At 40.6% G+C, this 18,720-nt stretch carries 25 protein-coding genes; 16 read left to right on the forward strand and 9 right to left on the reverse strand.

Features of this window, described 5'->3' with window-relative positions; all coding sequences use genetic code 11:
- The first annotated feature begins 42 nt into the window (after positions 1 to 42).
- From WMZ97_RS03190 to WMZ97_RS03205, 4 genes are all read left to right on the forward strand, one after another.
- On the forward strand, positions 43 to 1,266 hold the full coding sequence (locus WMZ97_RS03190) for an MFS transporter (protein WP_343270613.1): 1,224 nt from the start codon (positions 43 to 45) through the stop codon (positions 1,264 to 1,266).
- A gap of 307 nt (positions 1,267 to 1,573) precedes the next feature.
- Positions 1,574 to 2,248, forward strand: coding sequence for a FadR/GntR family transcriptional regulator (locus WMZ97_RS03195; protein WP_343270614.1), 675 nt, complete (start codon positions 1,574 to 1,576; stop codon positions 2,246 to 2,248).
- A 34-nt stretch (positions 2,249 to 2,282) separates the two neighbouring features.
- Positions 2,283 to 3,536 (forward strand): CynX/NimT family MFS transporter, encoded by a 1,254-nt coding sequence (locus tag WMZ97_RS03200; protein ID WP_343270615.1) that lies wholly within the window; start codon positions 2,283 to 2,285, stop codon positions 3,534 to 3,536.
- Positions 3,537 to 3,703: 167 nt separating this feature from the next.
- Positions 3,704 to 4,330, forward strand: a complete 627-nt coding sequence (locus tag WMZ97_RS03205; RefSeq protein ID WP_343270616.1) for a metal-dependent hydrolase — start codon at positions 3,704 to 3,706, stop codon at positions 4,328 to 4,330.
- 225 nt (positions 4,331 to 4,555) lie between these two features.
- Here the strand turns inward: WMZ97_RS03205 and WMZ97_RS03210 are convergent, their stop codons facing one another.
- From WMZ97_RS03210 to WMZ97_RS03225, 4 genes are all read right to left on the reverse strand, one after another.
- Entirely contained in the window at positions 4,556 to 5,815 is a 1,260-nt protein-coding gene (locus WMZ97_RS03210) for a cytochrome P450 (RefSeq protein WP_343270617.1), read from the reverse strand.
- 194 nt (positions 5,816 to 6,009) lie between these two features.
- On the reverse strand, positions 6,010 to 6,420 hold the full coding sequence (locus WMZ97_RS03215) for a YwpF family protein (protein ID WP_343270618.1): 411 nt from the start codon (positions 6,418 to 6,420) through the stop codon (positions 6,010 to 6,012).
- A 30-nt stretch (positions 6,421 to 6,450) separates the two neighbouring features.
- Positions 6,451 to 7,470 carry a GTP 3',8-cyclase MoaA gene (moaA, locus tag WMZ97_RS03220; protein ID WP_405027652.1) on the reverse strand — a complete coding sequence of 340 codons (1,020 nt, stop codon included), beginning with the start codon at positions 7,468 to 7,470 and terminating at the stop codon, positions 6,451 to 6,453.
- Positions 7,471 to 7,491: 21 nt separating this feature from the next.
- Complete coding sequence (locus tag WMZ97_RS03225; RefSeq protein WP_343270620.1) at positions 7,492 to 8,754, reverse strand: molybdopterin molybdotransferase MoeA; 1,263 nt, start codon at positions 8,752 to 8,754, stop codon at positions 7,492 to 7,494.
- A 284-nt stretch (positions 8,755 to 9,038) separates the two neighbouring features.
- Between WMZ97_RS03225 and WMZ97_RS03230 the strand changes: the two genes are divergently transcribed.
- The 10 genes from WMZ97_RS03230 (at position 9,039) to sda (ending at position 13,886) form a co-directional block, all read left to right on the forward strand.
- Positions 9,039 to 9,188, forward strand: a complete 150-nt coding sequence (locus WMZ97_RS03230) for a hypothetical protein (protein WP_343270621.1) — start codon at positions 9,039 to 9,041, stop codon at positions 9,186 to 9,188.
- 225 nt (positions 9,189 to 9,413) lie between these two features.
- Positions 9,414 to 9,617, forward strand: coding sequence for a DUF1657 domain-containing protein (locus WMZ97_RS03235; RefSeq protein ID WP_343270622.1), 204 nt, complete (start codon positions 9,414 to 9,416; stop codon positions 9,615 to 9,617).
- A gap of 85 nt (positions 9,618 to 9,702) precedes the next feature.
- Positions 9,703 to 10,188, forward strand: coding sequence for a hypothetical protein (locus tag WMZ97_RS03240; protein ID WP_343270623.1), 486 nt, complete (start codon positions 9,703 to 9,705; stop codon positions 10,186 to 10,188).
- 67 nt (positions 10,189 to 10,255) lie between these two features.
- Positions 10,256 to 10,735 carry a stage V sporulation protein AC gene (spoVAC, locus tag WMZ97_RS03245; protein WP_343270624.1) on the forward strand — a complete coding sequence of 160 codons (480 nt, stop codon included), beginning with the start codon at positions 10,256 to 10,258 and terminating at the stop codon, positions 10,733 to 10,735.
- On the forward strand, positions 10,735 to 11,751 hold the full coding sequence (gene spoVAD, locus WMZ97_RS03250; protein ID WP_343270625.1) for a stage V sporulation protein AD: 1,017 nt from the start codon (positions 10,735 to 10,737) through the stop codon (positions 11,749 to 11,751). Before spoVAC ends, spoVAD begins: the two co-directional genes overlap by 1 nt.
- A complete protein-coding gene (spoVAE, locus tag WMZ97_RS03255; RefSeq protein WP_343270626.1) occupies positions 11,748 to 12,098 on the forward strand; it encodes a stage V sporulation protein AE in 351 nt (116 codons plus the stop codon). The genes spoVAD and spoVAE overlap by 4 nt, the downstream gene beginning before the upstream one ends.
- A 44-nt stretch (positions 12,099 to 12,142) precedes the next feature.
- Complete coding sequence (locus tag WMZ97_RS03260; RefSeq protein ID WP_343270627.1) at positions 12,143 to 12,346, forward strand: DUF1657 domain-containing protein; 204 nt, start codon at positions 12,143 to 12,145, stop codon at positions 12,344 to 12,346.
- Positions 12,347 to 12,400: 54 nt separating this feature from the next.
- Positions 12,401 to 13,267, forward strand: coding sequence for a DUF421 domain-containing protein (locus tag WMZ97_RS03265; protein ID WP_343270628.1), 867 nt, complete (start codon positions 12,401 to 12,403; stop codon positions 13,265 to 13,267).
- Between the two features lie 127 nt (positions 13,268 to 13,394).
- Positions 13,395 to 13,565 (forward strand): hypothetical protein, encoded by a 171-nt coding sequence (locus WMZ97_RS03270; protein WP_343270629.1) that lies wholly within the window; start codon positions 13,395 to 13,397, stop codon positions 13,563 to 13,565.
- A 165-nt stretch (positions 13,566 to 13,730) separates the two neighbouring features.
- On the forward strand, positions 13,731 to 13,886 hold the full coding sequence (sda, locus tag WMZ97_RS03275) for a sporulation histidine kinase inhibitor Sda (RefSeq protein ID WP_343270630.1): 156 nt from the start codon (positions 13,731 to 13,733) through the stop codon (positions 13,884 to 13,886).
- Positions 13,887 to 14,080: 194 nt separating this feature from the next.
- On the opposite strand, the gene WMZ97_RS03280 is transcribed toward sda, so the two are convergent.
- Both WMZ97_RS03280 and WMZ97_RS03285 read right to left on the reverse strand, forming a co-directional pair.
- Positions 14,081 to 14,209, reverse strand: coding sequence for a hypothetical protein (locus WMZ97_RS03280; protein ID WP_343270631.1), 129 nt, complete (start codon positions 14,207 to 14,209; stop codon positions 14,081 to 14,083).
- A 228-nt stretch (positions 14,210 to 14,437) separates the two neighbouring features.
- Entirely contained in the window at positions 14,438 to 14,998 is a 561-nt protein-coding gene (locus WMZ97_RS03285; RefSeq protein ID WP_343270632.1) for a CBO0543 family protein, read from the reverse strand.
- A 177-nt stretch (positions 14,999 to 15,175) separates the two neighbouring features.
- On the opposite strand from WMZ97_RS03285, the gene WMZ97_RS03290 reads away from it, so the two are divergent.
- Entirely contained in the window at positions 15,176 to 15,859 is a 684-nt protein-coding gene (locus tag WMZ97_RS03290; RefSeq protein WP_343270633.1) for a CBO0543 family protein, read from the forward strand.
- Between the two features lie 33 nt (positions 15,860 to 15,892).
- Complete coding sequence (locus WMZ97_RS03295) at positions 15,893 to 16,399, forward strand: hypothetical protein (RefSeq protein WP_343270634.1); 507 nt, start codon at positions 15,893 to 15,895, stop codon at positions 16,397 to 16,399.
- 108 nt (positions 16,400 to 16,507) lie between these two features.
- Here the strand turns inward: WMZ97_RS03295 and WMZ97_RS03300 are convergent, their stop codons facing one another.
- The 3 genes from WMZ97_RS03300 to WMZ97_RS03310 form a co-directional block, all read right to left on the reverse strand.
- A complete protein-coding gene (locus WMZ97_RS03300; RefSeq protein ID WP_343270635.1) occupies positions 16,508 to 17,491 on the reverse strand; it encodes a zinc-binding dehydrogenase in 984 nt (327 codons plus the stop codon).
- Positions 17,492 to 17,528: 37 nt separating this feature from the next.
- Complete coding sequence (locus WMZ97_RS03305) at positions 17,529 to 17,735, reverse strand: glycerol-3-phosphate acyltransferase (protein WP_343270792.1); 207 nt, start codon at positions 17,733 to 17,735, stop codon at positions 17,529 to 17,531.
- A 65-nt stretch (positions 17,736 to 17,800) separates the two neighbouring features.
- Positions 17,801 to 18,715, reverse strand: coding sequence for an ArsA family ATPase (locus WMZ97_RS03310; RefSeq protein ID WP_343270636.1), 915 nt, complete (start codon positions 18,713 to 18,715; stop codon positions 17,801 to 17,803).
- Positions 18,716 to 18,720 lie beyond the last annotated feature (5 nt).

Here is an 18,720-nt window from a genome sequence, read left to right on the forward strand (position 1 = left end):
TACTTATCTTAATTAAGTTTTTGTTAGATGAAAGGATCGATTATGGAAAAATCTCAATCAAGCATCAAAACTGTCTCGGACAATAAAACGGTATATTCTATTTTACTGATTATTGGTATTTGTCATCTACTAAATGATTCATTGCAAGCTGTTATTCCAGCGATGTTTCCGATTTTGGAAGGCTCCCTTGGACTATCCTTTACTCAGCTTGGCCTCATTACCTTTACGTTAAATATGGTGGCATCCGTCATGCAGCCGGTAATTGGGATGTATACAGATAAACGTCCGATGCCATATGCTTTACCGGTTGGACTGGCAAGCAGTATGCTTGGAATGCTTGGATTAGCGCTTGCACCCAATTTTCCAACTATATTAATCAGTGTGTTGTTTATCGGCTTAGGGTCTGCCGTTTTTCATCCGGAAGGCTCACGTGTAGCCTATTTGGCAGCGGGGCCACGGCGCGGGTTATCCCAATCGATATTCCAGGTTGGTGGCAATGGTGGCCAAGCACTTGCACCGGTTATCACGGCATTGGTGCTTGTTCCGTTAGGCCAATTTGGCGCAATCTGGTTTACGTTTATTGCCGCATTGGCTGTATTATTTCTGATCCATATCGCCAAATGGTATGCAGCCAAAATTAAACCTGCTGTAAGAAAAAAGGAAAAAGTAACCCAAAAGCAATTAAATAAACACGTATCAAAGAGCATTAAATCCGCCCTGATCGTACTTGTCTTTGTTGTATTTGCCCGGCAATGGTACGTCAGTGCTATCTCAAACTTTTATGCATTCTATGCCATTGAAAACTATGGTCTTACGATTGCAAAAGCGCAAATCTACATATTTACCTTTTTATTTATGGGAGCGCTCGGTACCTTCTTTGGCGGCCCATTAGCAGATCGGTTCGGAAAACGGACCGTCATTTTAGTTTCATTACTTGGCCCTGCTCCATTTTCATTGGCATTACCATACCTAGGTGCAGCAGGTTCTATTATTTGTTTGGCTTTAATTGGCTTTATGTTATTATCCAGTTTTTCTGTCGCGGTGGTCTATGCACAGGAGCTTGTACCAGGCAAAATTGGTACAATGTCCGGTTTAATTGTTGGACTGTCATTTGGCATGGGTGCAATAGGTTCTGTGGCTCTTGGCAGCCTAATTGACATCTTCGGCTTAACACCAACGCTCATCGTCATAACCACATTGCCTTTGTTGGGTTTACTGGCGTTTTTGCTACCAAGTGATGAGAAGGTCCGGGAATGGTACGCCTGATACAGCGCTAAAAGAACATCTCGCATTTAAGCTGATGGTGCTCTTCCTAATCAAACGTCTTCTTTCCTTGTTCGCCAATTCCCGTTTTGCTTCCCTTCCTACTTCTCCGTCTTTCCTGACTTTACCCTCTTGATCACGCAGGAAATCTATTAATTTATCCCGCCTTAACGGGCAGTAAGAACCCCCGCTAAATGAAGTTTCACTTTATAAAACATTTTTCAACTGACTCTCCACAACTTTACAATCCGTTTCAAACATGTTAATATATCCAATGTTCCAATCATCCTACAAATTTGGAGTGTAAAAATTGCTCAAGAAAACAAATCGTGTATCATTAGTGGATCAGGTTGTTGCACAAATGGAAGATCTGATTGAAAGTGGCCAGTGGCCCATCGGCAAAAAGCTTCCACCCGAAATGGAGCTAATGGAGGAATTTGACGTCAGCCGCAATACATTAAGGGAAGCTATTCATGCATTGGTTCATGCCGGTTTATTAGAGACAAAACAAGGAAGCGGAACCGTTGTCTGTTCTTCGAGTGCTTTAGGAGCAGCGATCAATCGACGTATTAAAAAGTCAAGTTTAATTGAGACATTGGAAGTACGATTGGCTCTGGAAAGAGAAGCTGCCCAGATTGCTGCAACACAGCGGAAAGAGGAAGATCTAGCCAATCTTCAGGCATGTATTGAGCAGTGTCAGACCGTTGCTGACAATGGGGATATAGAGAAATTTGTTCAAGCGGACATTACATTTCACAAAGCAATTGTTAGATCAACCAATAATCAATTATTGCAGGACTTATATGAATACATGACCGATCCAATATACTCCTCTATTCGAGATATTATGATCATGGATACACCTTTTGATTACGAGAAAGAGATACACTACGAATTAGTAAGAGCCATTCGCGATCGTGATGTCGAAGGGGCTGCTTTATACGTGGATGCATACATGGACGATTTTAAGAAAAGATTACAGTAGATTTTTCATTTATATAACATACGGGGGTAGAACATTGAGTAAAACTATAACAACGTTAGAAAATACAAAAGGCCAACCTACATCATGGCTATTATTCATTGGCATTATTTTAATTGGTTCCAATTTACGGGTTCCTTTAACATCGGTCGGCTCCTTAATTTCGTTTATTCGGGATGATTTAGGAATTAGTAACGCGTTGGCAGGTACGATTACCACCTTACCATTGCTGGCGTTTGCTCTACTCTCCCCGTTTGCTCCAAAAATAGCAAATCGAATTGGGATGGAATGGACCATTTTCATTTCTTTAATTCTATTGACCTGTGGAATGCTAATACGGTCGTTCTTTGGTTCCATCTCTTTGTTTACGGGGACCATAATCATTGGAATCGCTATTGCATTTGGTAATGTGTTGCTGCCAGGATTTATCAAAATGAAATTCCCGTTTAAAATTGGTTTAATGACCGGGGTATACGCTGTTTTTATGAACCTGTTTGGTGCATTAGGTTCCGGTTTAAGTGTACCAATCTCATCTGCTGGAAGTGTCGGGTGGAAAGGAGCTCTTGCAATTTGGGCAATCCTTACATGTATTGCTTTACTTATTTGGATCCCTCAATTACGGAAACCAGACCAGTCAGAAACATTGCGGGCAAACGAGCCAGCACCAAAAGAAAAGAGCAATATCTGGCGCTCTCCTTTAGCATGGAACATTACCCTGTTTATGGGATTGCAATCATTGATTTTTTATACACTGATTACCTGGCTACCGGAAATATTGCAATCCAATGGATACAGCTCCGGAGCCGCTGGATGGATGTTATTCCTAATGCAGATTGCTTTAATCCCAATAACCTTTATCGTCCCAGTTATTGCCGAAAAAATGACTAATCAAAAAATACTTGCAGCGGCAACAGCCATCTTATTTATCGCAGGAATCGGCGGATTGTTTCTTAGCAGTAAACCAATACTTGTTATTTCGGTCATTCTAATTGGAATTGCTGGTGGCAGTGCGTTTAGTCTGTCAATGATGTTTTTCAGTCTTCGCACGCACGATGGCAAACAAGCGTCTGAAATGTCCGGGATGGCCCAATCATTTGGTTATTTACTAGCTGCAGTCGGACCAACGCTTTTTGGGGCCTTGCATGATACCACGAACGGATGGCAAATTCCACTTATTATGTTACTTGTCATTGCAGCAGTCATTTTATTAGTTGGGGTTGAATCTGGTAAGAAAAAACTAATTACGGGTGATCAAGCAGCAAAAAGAGCTGATTCGGTTTATGCAGGATAACGTTTTTCGAATAGGAATAGGATCTTTTCATAGATTCTATTCTTTTTTCAGTTCACCTCTAAACAGAACATACATTTTGTTGTACAATATAGTATCAGTGCTTATCACGTTAAAGTGAAACTTCATTCAGTGGAGTCCACTGAAAAAGCAATAGAGGTGATACAACAATGAATGGCACAGCACACGCGACAATTGGAGGAGCAGCGGGATTTATCATAGCAAACACATTGCAAACATCTCCATCGTCAACGCTTATATTCGTCGGGTTAGGCGGTATCTCGGCATTGATGCCTGATCTTGACATCGATGGTAAGCTTAGTGGAAAAATCACGTTCTCACATAAGGTAATTCGGCGAATTGCTCAATTTATCGGAATGCTAATGATCTTTTATAGTTTTTATGAAGGAGTGGATACAGAGAAGTATATCAGCGCTGGGATTGGTTTAGGCATCATCATTCTATCATCGTCCATTAGACAGCGGCATATGTTAACCATGTCTGCGGTTGGAGTAATCGCAGCAGGACTTTCACTGCAAGAATCATGGTTATGGTTATTAGGTATTTTTATTCTCATCGCCTCCTTTGTTTCCCATCGAAGTTACACTCACTCGATACTGGGAGTTATTTTCTTTGGCATGATTGCAGCTAAATTGGAAGTCTCCGTTGGGCTGAACGGTGTTTATCATACCTGTCTTGCCGGTTACATCAGTCATTTAATAGCAGATAGCAAATTGCTGCCGTTTAACCGACGTGGCATCAAGTTATTCCTCCCTTTTTCAGCAAAAGAATTATAATCAAAATAAAACTAGAGCGTTCGTGCTGTTTAATAACACACTGAACTGCTCTTGTTATCGGTATTTGATTTCATTTGGCTCTTCATTCTTTTGATGAAGCGCCTTTTTTCAGCTACTTTGCTGGGTTCATACCCTTCATACACTTGATAAAAATCCTTTTCCTAGTTACTTTGGCTTATTGTGACTTTCAAAAACCCTATTATCTCAAAATTCCATCCAACCGACTTACTTAGCCCTAACCTCCATCATGATAAATCGACTCTTTGGCAGGCTCGGAAATCTGGTCATACTAAACCGCAAATTCTGTTTAGGCACGTGATAATCCATCTGGTTCACCAGCATATCTAAGCACGCTTGCATCACATTAATCGTCAACCATTCTCCGGGACAACGATGATTTTTATAGTAATCGCCCCCACCCTGAGGAATGAAATCAAATGGAGTTCCCTTCCTATTCTTAAATCGTTCCGGCTTAAATTCATGTGGTCTTTTCCAATGGTTCGCATCATGGTTTGTTCCGTAAAGATCTAACAAAACAAGAGTCCCTTTTCGAAAATCATGGCCATTCCACAAGAAATCTTTACGAGCTTTAGCGATCGCAGTTGGGAAAAAAGGATAATAACGACGGACCTCCTGGACAAACATACGATAATCATCATCCGTTCCATTTACCAACTGTTCCTTGGCCTGTGGATGTTCATATAAAGCCAATGCGCAAAATGCAACATAAACCGAAATGGCAACGATCGGTCGTAAAATGTTAATTAATTCCACAGCAGCAATTTTCGGTTCCAAAAGATCCCCATTGCGGTCCAGATACAAGGCGATTTTCGACAATGCCTTTCCCTCAGCAACCTCCAGCTGACCATTTCGAACATCCGTAATCAGCCGTTCCACCCACTGTTCCGCCTGATTACGCCCCACTTTTCCACGCCAATGTCTAGGGCCTACAACACCTCCAGCTTCAAACATTGAACTTAACCAAGCGGTCATATCGTTCAATACTGAATCCGTTAGTGGTACGCCAGCCCAGCTACAAGCTGACCATGTCATTATTTCCTTTGCCTCGTCATATAGCTCTATCTTGTTCATGTTACCCCATTTTTTCAAGGAAACATTCCATTGGGCTTTTACAATCGCAGCAATATCCTGTAAACGTTCCGCTGTCATCAACGACATAAAAAGTCCTTTGCGAAGCCGGTGTGTGTCATTATCCAGCGTTTGGACCCCATCCTCACCAAATAACGTTTGTAGCAACCGTTTTGGGGCAGCACCCTGCCGTTTAAACCTTTCTTCATCATAAAATACTTTGGCGGCCTCCTCACCAAGCATACAAACTACTTGTTTCCCCCCAAGCAAACGTGTCGCAAACATATTCCGATGATAGCGCTTCGTTCGATTTGATATATAAAGATATCCCTCTAATAAAAAAGATATCGTGTTATCTAACCCTTTATCAACCGGAATCTGCTCTCGATATGGCATATGCTGTCACTCCATTTCAGACATAGTATCCACGTTAGGCTTTACCATTTTAGATTCCCTATTCAAAAAATGAACACTTAAAAATGCCTGAATTCCAACGTTTTGTCGTCATCCAGGCATTGCTGTCGTCTAGGAAATTATAAAATGTTGCGGTAGTGGATAACTAGATAAATCAGTCAAGCCACGTCCGGCTCCTATATCATTTCCTTAAATTTAGTTATTAAGGATTCCCCCTGATATCCCTCTTCTACAAGCTTGCGTAATAGTTCCTTTACCATTCCCTTTTGCCTGTCGACAATCGTCCCGAGAAATAGCGTATTGATGTAATCACCAATCTCGTTGATACCAATAATCGATGTAATAAAGGTCGCTGGTGCATTGCTTTCCTTGGTAATTTTAACCTGAAGCATGATCTGATCCTTCTTATCGGCTAATTCCTGAAAAAACGTTTGATACGTATTCTCTAAAAATGCCTCAATCAGCCAATGGTCATGCTCATCCTCTTTATTAATAATTAAGCCATCTTGTAACGGGATTTCATGCAGGATGATGTCTTCATCAACACTTTCAAGAATCTCAAGCTTCTTCAATTTAAATGTTTTCATCCATCCAGTCCCTTCCCATATTCTTGTCACCTAGCCACCAATATATGACATCTCTATTTTCTTACGGTTTTCATGTTTCTTTTCTGCCCTTTCGTCTGAATAACGATCCCTTCTGCGCTGCCAAAGTTTCGATAAATTCGTTTGTAATTCATCATCTGTTAGTCCCGCTCGTAACCTGGACCGTAAATCATACCCATTCGATGCAAACAGACACGTATATAATTTTCCATCTGCTGACAGGCGAATTCGAGTACAGGTGCCACAAAATGAATCCGTAACGGAGGAAATAACCCCTATTTCACCTTCTCCGTCCTTGTAGCGAAACCGAGAAGCAACCTCACCATAGTAGTTTTCTTCCGCTGCTTCCAATGGCATTTCCTGATGAATTTGATCAATTATCTGCTTTTTAGAGATGACATTGTTCAAATCCCAGCCGTTATGGTTGCCAACATCCATAAACTCAATATATCGTAAAATAATGTCTTTACCTTTAAAATAGCGCGCCATTGGCAAAATTTGATTTTCATTCATACCCTTTTTAACAACCATATTTATTTTAACAGTCAACCCTGCTTGCTGGGCAGCCTCTATTCCACGCAATACAGGGCGAATGGGAACCCCACGGCCATTAATTTTCGTAAATACCTCATCCTCAATCGCATCAAGACTAATATTAACACGCTTAAGACCTGCTTCTTTTAATTTAGCTGCTCGTTTTGGCAGCAGAATTCCGTTTGTGGTAAGCGCAATATCCGTAATTCCGTCAATAGCAATTAGTTTGGCAATTAATTGATCGAGATTCTTTCTTAGTAGTGGTTCCCCACCTGTAATACGAATTTTCTCGACTCCAAGGTTTGCAAATGACGTCGCAACCCGGATAATTTCCTCAAAGTTCAATAATTCACTTTCGGGCAAAAAGGCATAATCATCGCCAAAAATCTCCTTAGGCATACAATACGTACACCGAAAATTACATTTATCAATCACAGAAATACGTAAATCCCTTAATGCCCTGTCAAACACATCGGTGATTGGTGCTGTTTGTTCCACCATTTATTTATGACACTCCTTTTAAAAGTCTGCTTGACCCTCTGTATCGTTGAGCAGCAATACATCAACGGCTGTTCCTGCTGTATAGCCTCTTGTTCCGCCTGGCAATACCATTAGTGCATTCGTAAATGCTAATGAAGACACGACATTGGATTTGTCCATTCCTGCTGGTTTAACCCCAAATATCGAATCCTCATATGTAAGATAACTGCGCACAAATCGGGTAAATGGGTTTGGTTTTGGAAAATCCTCCTGTAATGTTGCGGTTACCCGTTTTAAATACGGCTTTGTGTTTCCTAAATACTGTTGCACGATTGGCCTCGTATATAATTCGAAGCCAACATAACAAGCGGACGGATTACCGGACAGACCATATAAGATTCTTCCGTCATGAACCGCAACAGTGGTCACACTGCCAGGCCGCATCGCAATTTTATTAAAAAGCACGTCTGCACCTAACTTCTCATAAATCGCCGGCATCAAATCAAAGTCACCAACAGAAACGCCACCAGTGGTAATTAGCATATCTACCTGATCTAGTGCCTTGGCAATTGTTTCATAGCTGGAATCAAATTCATCGGCAAGTTTACCAAAATAACGGCACTCACCCCCTGCACGTTTGATCTGGGACATGATCATATAAGCGTTGGAATTGCGGATCTTACCCGGCCGTAATTCTTCATCAACGTCCAATAATTCCGTTCCCGTTGCAATAACACCGACAACCGGTTTTTTAACCACCTTGATGCTACTGTATCCAAACGTAGCGAGTAATGCTTTAACGCCCGGATTGATCATTGTTCCGGCTTCAACCATTATTTCTTTTTCGGCAACCTCTGATCCTTGGGAAATGATATTTGTACCAGCGTTTAATTTACGTTTAATCGACATAAAGTTTTTACCGTTCGCTTCATATGTCTGGCAAACCTCAAACATGGCAACGCAATCAGCCCCATTGGGAATCTTAGCACCGGTCATGATCCTTGTTGCCTGCCCGGGTTCTAACGCTTTGCTTGGGACTTGCCCTGCACCAATATGTTCCACTACTTCCAATTCTAACGGATGATTCCTTGAACCCTCTTTTGTATCAATAGACCGTAATGCAAACCCATCATAGGGTGATTTATCAAATGGAGGCACGGGATGCTTGGCAATAATTGGTTCAGCAAGTCTCCTGTTATCACAACTCTCCAGGGGAATTACTTCTGTTTCTCCCTGTTTTCCATATTGCATAACACGATCTACAGCTTCTCCAACTGGAATTGGTTTTCTTCTTTCCACCATCTATATCAAACCCTTCCGTCAAATGTTATCTTCATTTAGTGTAACAAAAATATCCATTATTGAATATGAATTCAATTTCCCTGCGCTTAACAGCCAATATCGTCCCACTTCAAGGTTGAGGTGAAAACAAAAAGATAAGCGGGAGTCAACTGCATGTTTAGACTATGACTATTATAACGCGTATTCGAAAACAAAAATATGATTAAAATCACATTTCCTTGTTGTTTCATTCATGTATGACCGGGTATGGAATAACATACACAACATAGAGTGGAGGTGATGGCATGAAAGATAATGATGTAGAGGTTGAGCGAAAAGAAAAGAAATCTGATTCCAGCAAAGTTGGGGTTGCCTTCATCAAATATCTCACTTATTTGATCATCTTCTTTGGCGTCTTGTGGTTTTTAATTCATTATATTCTTCCGCTATTTTAAAACAACATTTCCATTTAAAAGCATCGTCAGCGCAGACGATGCTTTTAATTTTTTCAGAATGACGATTTTGTCTGTTTATTTTTTTTAGTTTCTCCATAGCCTCAACCTTTCTCAGTTCATTTCCCAATACAATAATTAACTTCTCTAAGAAAAAATAAAGCGTATATTTACCGTAAAAAAAACAATCATAACTAGTGATGGTTCTTAAAAAAAGGAGGAATTTACGTGACTGTCGCTTCTCAGGTGAAACAAACCATTGCTGGATTAAAAAGTGCTCAAGCAAGCTTTGAACAATTCGCATTGCAAACAGAAAACAAACAAGCAAAACAGCTTTATCAAAACGCTGCACAGCAAACCCAAACGCTATTACAGACCGTGGAGCCACGTGTTCAACAAATCGAGCAGGAAGAACCACAATATAAACAGTAATCACTAGTTAATCCGCTTAAAAACACTGTCAAATTCCAGGGCTTGTTTTCATGAAGCCCTGGTTTTACATAAGAGGTGATGAGAATTGAAGGTAATAAAACGTGTCACTATTTTAACGACCTTTCTTTTTATTCTATTCGGATGTTCACAAAATAATCCTGTCAACCCTAGTAATGAATCGGCGAATAACGATGAAAATGTAGAATTTACAAAGTATACGAAGACAGCTTCCGATGATTTTATCGATCAGGATGCGGCTAATGAGGCAAAAAAAAGGTTAAGTAAATATGAAGAAATTAAATCCATTAAAGCCGTTAATACGTCTAAATACCTCATTACGGCTATTCAAGTACACCACAACAAGCGATTTCAGCTAGAAAAGTTGCAAAAAAAATATGCAAAAACATTGAAAGAAAAATTTCCAAAGTTTCAGACTAACGTATCAACAGATCAGAAAATGTGGATTGAACTGGACGAACTTGAGAATGCTATCAACCATAATCAGATCTCCAATACCAAACTGGAAAAACAAGTGAAGCATATTCTGCATCTAAGCAGAGAGAAAACCTGACCATAAATGAGTTAGGGGTACGGCATTAATGTGAAATAGCTAATTTTTGAAGAAAAGGGTGATCAATATGGCAGATAAGAAAAAGAAAAATTCACCTCCTGCATCACAGAAATATCAATCATTCCAGCAGGCGCGTGAAGTAAAACGTCCGATCTTAAAAAACTGTATTAAAGCATTTTTCGTAGGTGGGTTTATCTGTTTTATCGGCCAGCTTATTGCAACTTTCTATATTTACTACTTTGACTTCACTGAACAAACTGCCGGAAACCCAACTACCGCAACGCTTATTTTTATTACGATGCTGTTAACTGGATTTGGTATTTACGATCGAATTGGTCAATTTGCCGGTGCGGGATCGGCTATTCCGGTGACCGGATTTGGTAATTCTGTCATTGCAGCCGCGATTGAACATCGTTCAGAAGGTTTTGTCCTTGGAGTCGGAGGCAACATGTTTAAATTGGCAGGATCAGTAATTCTGTTTGGAGTGTTTGCTGCATTTGTTATCGCCTTGATTAAAACCATTTTTATACAATGGGGTGGATTATAATGCTAACGGGACATCGAACCTGGATATTTGAAAATAAACCCGTTATTCTCTCGACTGGAACGGTCGGCGGGCCATTTGAAGCAGAAGGAAAAATCCCAAAAGACTTTGACCTCCTCCATGAGGACACTTGGTTAAAACAAAAGTCTTTTGAACAAGCTCAACAAAAAATGCTGGAAGAAGCATGCCAGTTTGCCATTAAAAACAGCCCCATTGAAAAGGAACAGGTTGAGTTTTTCCTTAGCGGCGATTTGATTAACCAAATTACACCTACCAGTTTTGCAGCAAAAACAATCAATGCACCATATTTTGGCTTGTTTAATGCTTGTGCGACCTCAATGGAAAGCCTGGCCTTATCTGCACTTCTTATCAACAGTAATGGTGCAAATTATGTTCTTAGCGGAACTGCCAGCCACAACTCGGCAACAGAAAGACAGTTTCGCTATCCGACCGAATACGGCGGACAAAAGCCTCCCACTGCTCAGTGGACTGTAACTGGTGCTGGAGTTGCTTTAGTGGCAAAAAGTGGATCTGGCCCAACAGTAACATCTGCAACTATTGGAAAAGTTGTTGATATGGGGATGACAGATCCCTTTAATATGGGTGGTGCGATGGCTCCAGCTGCTGTGGATACGATAATGGCTCATTTTAAGGAACGCAATATTGATCCATCCTATTATGACCTTATCATTACCGGTGATTTAGGACATGTCGGCCGACAAGTATCATTAGACCTGTTAAAGCAGTCCGGATTACAACTAGAGGATCAAAAATACGTCGATTGCGGACTAACGATTTACCGGGAAGATCAACCAGTTCAAGCGGGTGCCAGTGGTGCTGCTTGTTCATCGGTTGTTACCTATGGACACTTTATGAACCGGATGCGAGATGGCGAATTTAGGCGTATATTAGTTGTCGCTACAGGTTCCCTCCACTCCCCTTTCAGCGTACAACAAAAGCAGTCAATTCCATGCATTGCCCACGCTGTATCAATAGAAAATGGGAGTGATGAATCATGATCTTTTTATGGGCATTTGTCATAGGAGGAGCGTTTTGCGTCATTGGACAAATCATGTTTGACGTGTTTAAACTCTCCCCTGGTCATACATTAAGTATCATGGTTGTGGCCGGCGCGTTATTAGATGGATTTGGATTATATGAACCATTGATCAACTTTGCAGGCGCTGGTGCGACCGTACCAATATTGAGTTTTGGAAATTCACTTGTCCATGGGGCGATGGCTGAGGCAGAAGCCCACGGAATAATTGGCGTTCTGACCGGAATGTTTGAGGTAACCAGCTCCGGTATATCGGCAGCCATTATTTTTGGAATGATTGGTGCGCTGATCTTTAAACCAAAAGGGTAAATGTTTATCCAAAGTGAACAAACAACGCAGAAGGGATGATTGTTATGACAGTAGGTTCACAGGTTAAGGGCTGTTATTCCTCCATTAAAGGTGCAGAAGCTGCGCTGGAGATATTAGCAAATAAAACAAAAGATCAAGAAACAAAAGCGGTTTTTGAAAACACGAAAAAAATCGTTGGCGAAATAAAAGATGATTTGCAACAGCAGATAACACGATTAGGAATGGAAGAACCACAATACAAATCCTGACATTCAAATCATTACGGATGTTCGTTAAGCTCATACAAGAAAGGAACATGTATTATGCCATTACCGGACCCATTAGAGATTATTGTCAGAACATTAATCACGATTGTTGCCCTTTTTCTTATCACAAAGGGGTTAGGAAAAAAACAGCTATCGGAAATGAACGTATTTGAATATATAACTGGAATCGTTATCGGGGATATTATTGCCGTCCATGCAACCGAATTAAATTCTAATCTTATTTATGGGGCAATGTCCGCATTCTTGTGGTTTATTATTCCATTTTCAATCGAATTTTTCTCCCTCAAAAGTAAAACACTGCGCAATATTGTCCAAGGAAAAAGTACTGTTCTGATTCAAAATGGAAAAATTATGGAGGAAAATTTAAAGAAAGAACGATTTAGTATTGATGATCTACAAGAAAGTTTACGGGATAAAAATGTTTTCCGAGCAGCAGATGTGGAATTTGCTGTCCTTGAACCCTCTGGTACGTTAAGCGTCCTCCCCAAAAAGGAAAATCGGCCAATTACGGCTAAAATCCTTGGTTTAAAGGTCCCTCCCGATAAACAGGCAGAGACGGTCATTATGGATGGCGAGATATTGCTTGAGCCCTTAACAAACCTTTCTTTAAATGTAAATTGGCTCGAGACGGAATTGGATAAATTAAATGTCAGCATTGAGAATGTCTTCCTTGGCGAGGTGGATAGTGATGGACAGCTGACGGTTGACTTATATGATGACAAGCTTGCTATACCAAGCCCCAGTGAGAAGCCACTGCTGCTTGCAACATTAAAAAAATGCCAGGCCGATTTAGAGCTATTCGCTTTGCAAACTGAAAATGAACAAGCAAAACAATTGTATCAACGTAACAGTAAGAAATTGGAACAAACGCTCACCACGATTACACCATATCTGAATGAATGAGACGATTTTGTCTTGTTCATTCTTTTTATATCTTTAAATAAAACTGGTTGGATTATTTTAAAGAGGTTTACCGGTTGATGAAAAGTGGTAAGTGATACTAAAAAAGATATATAGGGGGTTACATTAGATGAAATTTAGCCGTATGGAAAACGAAAAACTGTGGATTGAGCTGGACAAATATGAATTAGGTGAGATGCTGGACATGATGCAATATCGCCCGAACAGCAAATTGCGCTCTGATTTAGATAAAATTATTTTCACTTATTACCGTACGCTTGAAAAAAAGCAGCCCTCCTAGGTGATATTACCTGGAAGGGTTTTACATTGTCTGTCGATTCTTGTATATTCATCATCACCTATATTACGATAAATTAATGTCCATCTCCTTTCTCTCATTTTGGAAATATCTTGTTAATCATACACCATTACTTCACTGTTGAAGAGTTAGGAGGATGTCTTCCAAATGGAAAGCCTAAAAGGTATGTCCAATGATTTATTAGTTGAGGCTTTTATCAAGGCGATGGAATTAAATCTGGATCAAGATTTCTGTACTTTAATTGAACAAGAAATAACTGATCGCGGATTAATGATCCCATATCAGAATAGTTCACAAGCCTGAACAAAAATAAAGCAAACGAAAAGAGGGGATGCCATAGGTTAAAATCATTGCAGAAGTCCAAATGATGTTGCTAGAAATGGGAAGGTTATAAAAGGAGTTCCATAGGAGATTAAGGAGGTGGGCAGATTAAATAGTGTTTTTGCAATTACTGCCCGTTTTAATCATCGTGTTACTGTCCATCAAGAACAAGACCATCATAAACGTTCCATCCTTTTTCCTTTTTCTTGATTAATGATCCATAAAACCCACCTGATTTCCTTATCAGATAATTCTCGGCCCAATTTTTGCTCCAATTCATTGACTAACGTACGGAAACGGTCCATATTGATCTTCCTCCCTGTTGCAACATTATCTCTCTATTGTATTATTTTAACAGGTTATGGATCAAAAACATATGATACTTGCTAAAATGCTTTCAATTCGTTTGTAAAAGCTGTTGTTTATTGACTACCTACAAGGTAAAAACAGTCTTCCCCCTTGCCACCATCTCACTTGAGGGCCGGCATTTGTGCACCCACTAACCAATGGGGCGCTTATAGTACCCCTATAAATTAATTATTTGATACTGGTTGAAATGATGTGCGCTTTGCCATCGCGTCACAAAACAAAAAGAGCAGAAAATAAAGCGGTAACGAATAAATGTAATGCCAGCCAGTCATTACGTAAATTCCTGCCCATACAAAAATGGGCTCACCCACATACGAGGTAAGCAGGCTAAATACGACTCCTTTCTTCCACGGTGCAATATGAGGCTTCGTCTGGATCAGGAACATGATAACAACAGGCAACAAACAAAAATGAAATGGCACAAAAGCAGGAAATGTCGGCAATATTTTTACAGCATAGTGCCATAATCCAAGTGCTTCACCCACATAATCAAAACATATCCCGATACTGATTGAAATTAACCCTGCGTATAACAACCGGCTGGTACTGTCTTTTTTTCGATAAAAGATCCAGAAAACCCATGCACCAACGGCCAATAAGGCGGAAATCCACCACTCCCAGTGCAAAAACATCCCTTCTTGCCAGTACGAACCGAATCCCTTGTGCAGCTGATGGAACTCATCATAAAATACATCCGCACCCTTTATTTGCTTGCTATTTTGCACTATATTCATCCCCACATGAGTAAATTATCCCTATTCTTATCCAAATCGATTCAGTTTATGCGAGAAGAAAATAAACTCCTAAAGTGTGTCCTATTGCCCTTAAGGCGGGATAAAACGAATGACTATTGGATAAAGTAATAAAGCTTACTAAACATACGAGCAAAAAGGAGTGCAACAATGACGAAGGGAGGAGATATTCCATATGAAAGTATCACAAAAACACAGGAAACGTTAAGCGATTTAACGATTAAATATTGGTTTGAATATAACTTCCTGACAGGCAAATGGTGGCTATTAGTTGGCCTATCTACTGTCCCCATCCTGATTTGGTTGTTCATTCTGGATAAGGCACGGGCCCGGCAAATCGTCCTGTTTGGTGCATTGATAAGTTTAACAGCGGGTATCCTGGATACCATCGGCTTCACTATGGGGTTTTGGGGATATCCTGTTAAGCTGATTCCGATTAATCCTCCTTATTTTCCAGTAGATTTTGTGTACCTGCCTGTTATGTACATGTTAATTTATCAGTTTTTTCCGGGTTGGAAGGGGTTTACAATCGCAAATATTCTTGCGTCCTGTTTTTATACCTTTGTTGGGGAACCCACTTTCGAATGGCTGGATATGTATATTACATACCGATGGCAATATATCATTTCTTTGCCGATCTATATAACGATGGCCCTTGTATTTAAATGGTTTGTGGAATTATTTGTTCAGGTAGAAGATGAAACAACCCCGGATCAGGCAACAGGAAGCAGCTATAACAAGCTTTTATTACTGCCCGCACTGCCAATTTTAGCAGGTCTCTCTTTTTGGGCGGGGAAAGCTTACGGTAAAACAAAACGAAAACGATTTCGATGATTTACCTTAATACAGAGATAAAGAAGGTTAAAAATGGAAAGAAACAATAACAATAAATCACCGATTGCAGCTTTACTATGGTCATTAGCCTTACCCGGATTCGGGCAATTATACAACAGAGATTTCCTTTTAGGTATCATACTAATGACCTGGGAAATCATCTTAAATGTGAAAACCAATTTAAACCTGGCTCTTTTTTATTCATTCAAAGGTGATTTTACCCTGGCAAGCCAAGTCGTTAATTATGAATGGGGATTATTTTATCCGTCCGTTTTTTGCTTCGCCCTATGGCAGGCATTTAACAGCGCTCATTCATTAAATCGCCATTCCTCGGGTAAAAAGAGATGGGAACGGGTTTACTTGACTGGCTTTTTCATTGGGATGGTCACCGGAATGAATATGGGCATCAACTGGTATGATGGCTTCCTGACTAAATACTCACCTATTTTCAACACCCCAATTTTCAGTGGAATTGCCATTGGATTAATCGGAGCCTTCATCGGTCATATGCTTGAACTCCTGCTCAAACGATTTAAATAAGGCATGGGACGGGCTTTTACCCACACCTTATTTTACAATCGATGTGTATCTAACATGAAAAGATAAAATTGGCTCTCGCTCTCAAATGGAAGCAAACCTGCACGCGCATTATTTACTAATCCGAATAGCTACTTTACCAAACTGTTTTCCTTGTTCTAGATAATCCATTGCGTGTTGTGCTTCATCTAAAGAGAATGACCGGTCCACTATCGGATGAATCTCGTGTTCCGCGATAAAATTCAGCATTTCCCTTAGTTCTTCCCTGCTGCCCATCGTTGAACCAATGAACTGATACTGACCATAAAAAAAGTCACGCAAATTCAACTGAACCATATCCTCCGTTGACGAGCCAAAGACCACGATTCGTCCACCTTTTTTCAATAGCTCCAATGATCGATTAAAGGTTGCAGCACCAACACTGTCAATAACCAGATCCACTGTTTCGTTTTTTAATTCATCGGTCCAATCGCTTGCAGTATCAAGGGTAATGTCTGCACCCAATTTCTTGGCGGCTTCCCGTTTTTCTTCACTGCGGGAGGTAACAATCACCCGGGCTCCTAATGCTTTAGCAAACGAAATGAGATATGTCGCCACGCCACTTCCTGCACCAGGGATAAACACGGTCTGCCCTGCTTTAAGCTCACCCTTCGTAAACATTGCCCTATAGCCGGTTAAAGCCGATAACGCCAATACCCCCGCTTCCTCGAATGACAAGTGCTGTGGCATTTTTTCCACCTGGTCTGCTGATAGAACAATTTTCTCTGCAAACGTACCATCATCAGGCATTCCTAAAATATCAAATGATGCCGGCGGCGCCACACTATTCGCTTCCCAGCGCAATGCCGGATTGATGATTACATTATCACCCGCAGAAAGTTGACTAACTCCAGCGCCGACCGATTCAATCACACCAGCACCATCTGATCCAAGCACCAAAGTCTTGGCCTCCTCTCCCCTGCGTGTTGAGATGAATAAATCACGATGGTTTAGCCCCGCAACGCGAATACGCACAATAACTTCTCCATCACCAGCTTGAGGTTCAGCAATATCTTTAACAATTAGATCTCCAGCTTCATGAACAAAAGCTTTCATTTTTTGCGACCATCCTTTCTATGTATAAGGTATCATACTACAATATTAACTTTTTACCTGTCAATGCGCGACTAAAACATCCAGCGTCAATAAACACCGTGTACACAAATGCTGTCCCACCAGAGACCCGGCCAGCATTACGTGCACCGGTATTAGAACTTCCCAGCTCACGAATGTCTTGTTGTGCCATTCGCCTTGCAACATAATAAGCCCCATTCACACACCTAAACAAACAGGATATCATTAACAAGACAACGGTCTGCAGAATTTTCTCCCCCCTTTGTTATCGCTCGACACACAAGAATGCTTTCACAAAAAATTCTCCAGTTGTTCTTTACTCGTTATATCGTGGGTGAATAACGGGACATACAGCAGATACTTATCCAAAAAGGTATCCTTAATCATCTTTAGATATTGCTTCTCATGCTCTTTTCGCTGCGATAAAAAGGCACCGTCCGCATCGCTCGGCAAAACCTTATTCACGATCAATGTTCGCACATGCAAATGATATTTATCAAGCAATTGGATCGCCTTTCTCGTTTCCAAAATCGGCAATCGTTCCGGATTTAACACAAAAATAAACCCTGTCCTCTTCCCATCCAATAATATCTCGCGTGCTTTTGAAAAACGCTTCTGCCTCGTTTTCAGCACCTCATAAATTGGATCCTCTACCGGTTCTCCATCATGTAATAACTGGGTATAATTTTCATTTGTTTTCTGACGCTTCTCCAACATCCCTTTAATCCAAATTCCCATTAGTTCAGGTAACGATAAAAGGCGAATCGTATGTCCGGTTGGTGCTGTATCGAAAACAAGTTTATCAAACTTGCTGCTATCTTCCAAAATGATCGTTATCAGCTTATCAAATAACGCAGCTTCATCCGCACCCGGTGACGCTTTTGCCGTATCAAGCTGCCGATGAACCTCCTCCATCATTCCGGAATGGACAACGCCTTTGATATTTTCCTTGACTCCCTTGATATAGTTGTTTGTCTCCGTTTCCGGGTCAATTTCCAATGCCGCAAGCTGATTTGTAATCCAGGTTTGTTTGCCACCTATTTTTTGATCAAAAATATCCCCCAAATTATGAGCGGGATCGGTTGAAACAAGCAATGTTTTATATCCTTCTTTGGCAGCTTTCCAAGCAATGGCGGCGGCCGATGTCGATTTTCCCACTCCACCTTTTCCGCCAACAAAAATAATATTTTTCTCAAATTCTTGCATCACAA

It is taken from the genome of Lentibacillus songyuanensis, from assembly GCF_039548255.1.
In the GTDB taxonomy this organism is placed as follows: domain Bacteria; phylum Bacillota; class Bacilli; order Bacillales; family Amphibacillaceae; genus Lentibacillus_C; species Lentibacillus_C songyuanensis.

Bases quoted from the DNA above. Each gene is read 5' to 3' on its own strand.
- WMZ97_RS03190 (WP_343270613.1), top strand. From the start codon at position 43: ATGGAAAAATCTCAATCAAGCATCAAAACTGTCTCGGACAATAAAACG.
- WMZ97_RS03205 (WP_343270616.1), top strand. From the start codon at position 3,704: ATGAATGGCACAGCACACGCGACAATTGGAGGAGCAGCGGGATTTATC.
- WMZ97_RS03210 (WP_343270617.1), bottom strand. From the start codon at position 5,815: ATGCCATATCGAGAGCAGATTCCGGTTGATAAAGGGTTAGATAACACG.
- WMZ97_RS03215 (WP_343270618.1), bottom strand. From the start codon at position 6,420: ATGAAAACATTTAAATTGAAGAAGCTTGAGATTCTTGAAAGTGTTGAT.
- WMZ97_RS03225 (WP_343270620.1), bottom strand. From the start codon at position 8,754: ATGGTGGAAAGAAGAAAACCAATTCCAGTTGGAGAAGCTGTAGATCGT.
- WMZ97_RS03230 (WP_343270621.1), top strand. From the start codon at position 9,039: ATGAAAGATAATGATGTAGAGGTTGAGCGAAAAGAAAAGAAATCTGAT.
- spoVAC (WP_343270624.1), top strand. From the start codon at position 10,256: ATGGCAGATAAGAAAAAGAAAAATTCACCTCCTGCATCACAGAAATAT.
- spoVAD (WP_343270625.1), top strand. From the start codon at position 10,735: ATGCTAACGGGACATCGAACCTGGATATTTGAAAATAAACCCGTTATT.
- spoVAE (WP_343270626.1), top strand. From the start codon at position 11,748: ATGATCTTTTTATGGGCATTTGTCATAGGAGGAGCGTTTTGCGTCATT.
- WMZ97_RS03260 (WP_343270627.1), top strand. From the start codon at position 12,143: ATGACAGTAGGTTCACAGGTTAAGGGCTGTTATTCCTCCATTAAAGGT.
- WMZ97_RS03265 (WP_343270628.1), top strand. From the start codon at position 12,401: ATGCCATTACCGGACCCATTAGAGATTATTGTCAGAACATTAATCACG.
- WMZ97_RS03270 (WP_343270629.1), top strand. From the start codon at position 13,395: ATGAAATTTAGCCGTATGGAAAACGAAAAACTGTGGATTGAGCTGGAC.
- sda (WP_343270630.1), top strand. From the start codon at position 13,731: ATGGAAAGCCTAAAAGGTATGTCCAATGATTTATTAGTTGAGGCTTTT.
- WMZ97_RS03280 (WP_343270631.1), bottom strand. From the start codon at position 14,209: ATGGACCGTTTCCGTACGTTAGTCAATGAATTGGAGCAAAAATTGGGC.
- WMZ97_RS03290 (WP_343270633.1), top strand. From the start codon at position 15,176: ATGACGAAGGGAGGAGATATTCCATATGAAAGTATCACAAAAACACAG.
- WMZ97_RS03295 (WP_343270634.1), top strand. From the start codon at position 15,893: ATGGAAAGAAACAATAACAATAAATCACCGATTGCAGCTTTACTATGG.
- WMZ97_RS03300 (WP_343270635.1), bottom strand. From the start codon at position 17,491: ATGAAAGCTTTTGTTCATGAAGCTGGAGATCTAATTGTTAAAGATATT.
- WMZ97_RS03305 (WP_343270792.1), bottom strand. From the start codon at position 17,735: ATGATATCCTGTTTGTTTAGGTGTGTGAATGGGGCTTATTATGTTGCA.
- WMZ97_RS03310 (WP_343270636.1), bottom strand. From the start codon at position 18,715: ATGCAAGAATTTGAGAAAAATATTATTTTTGTTGGCGGAAAAGGTGGA.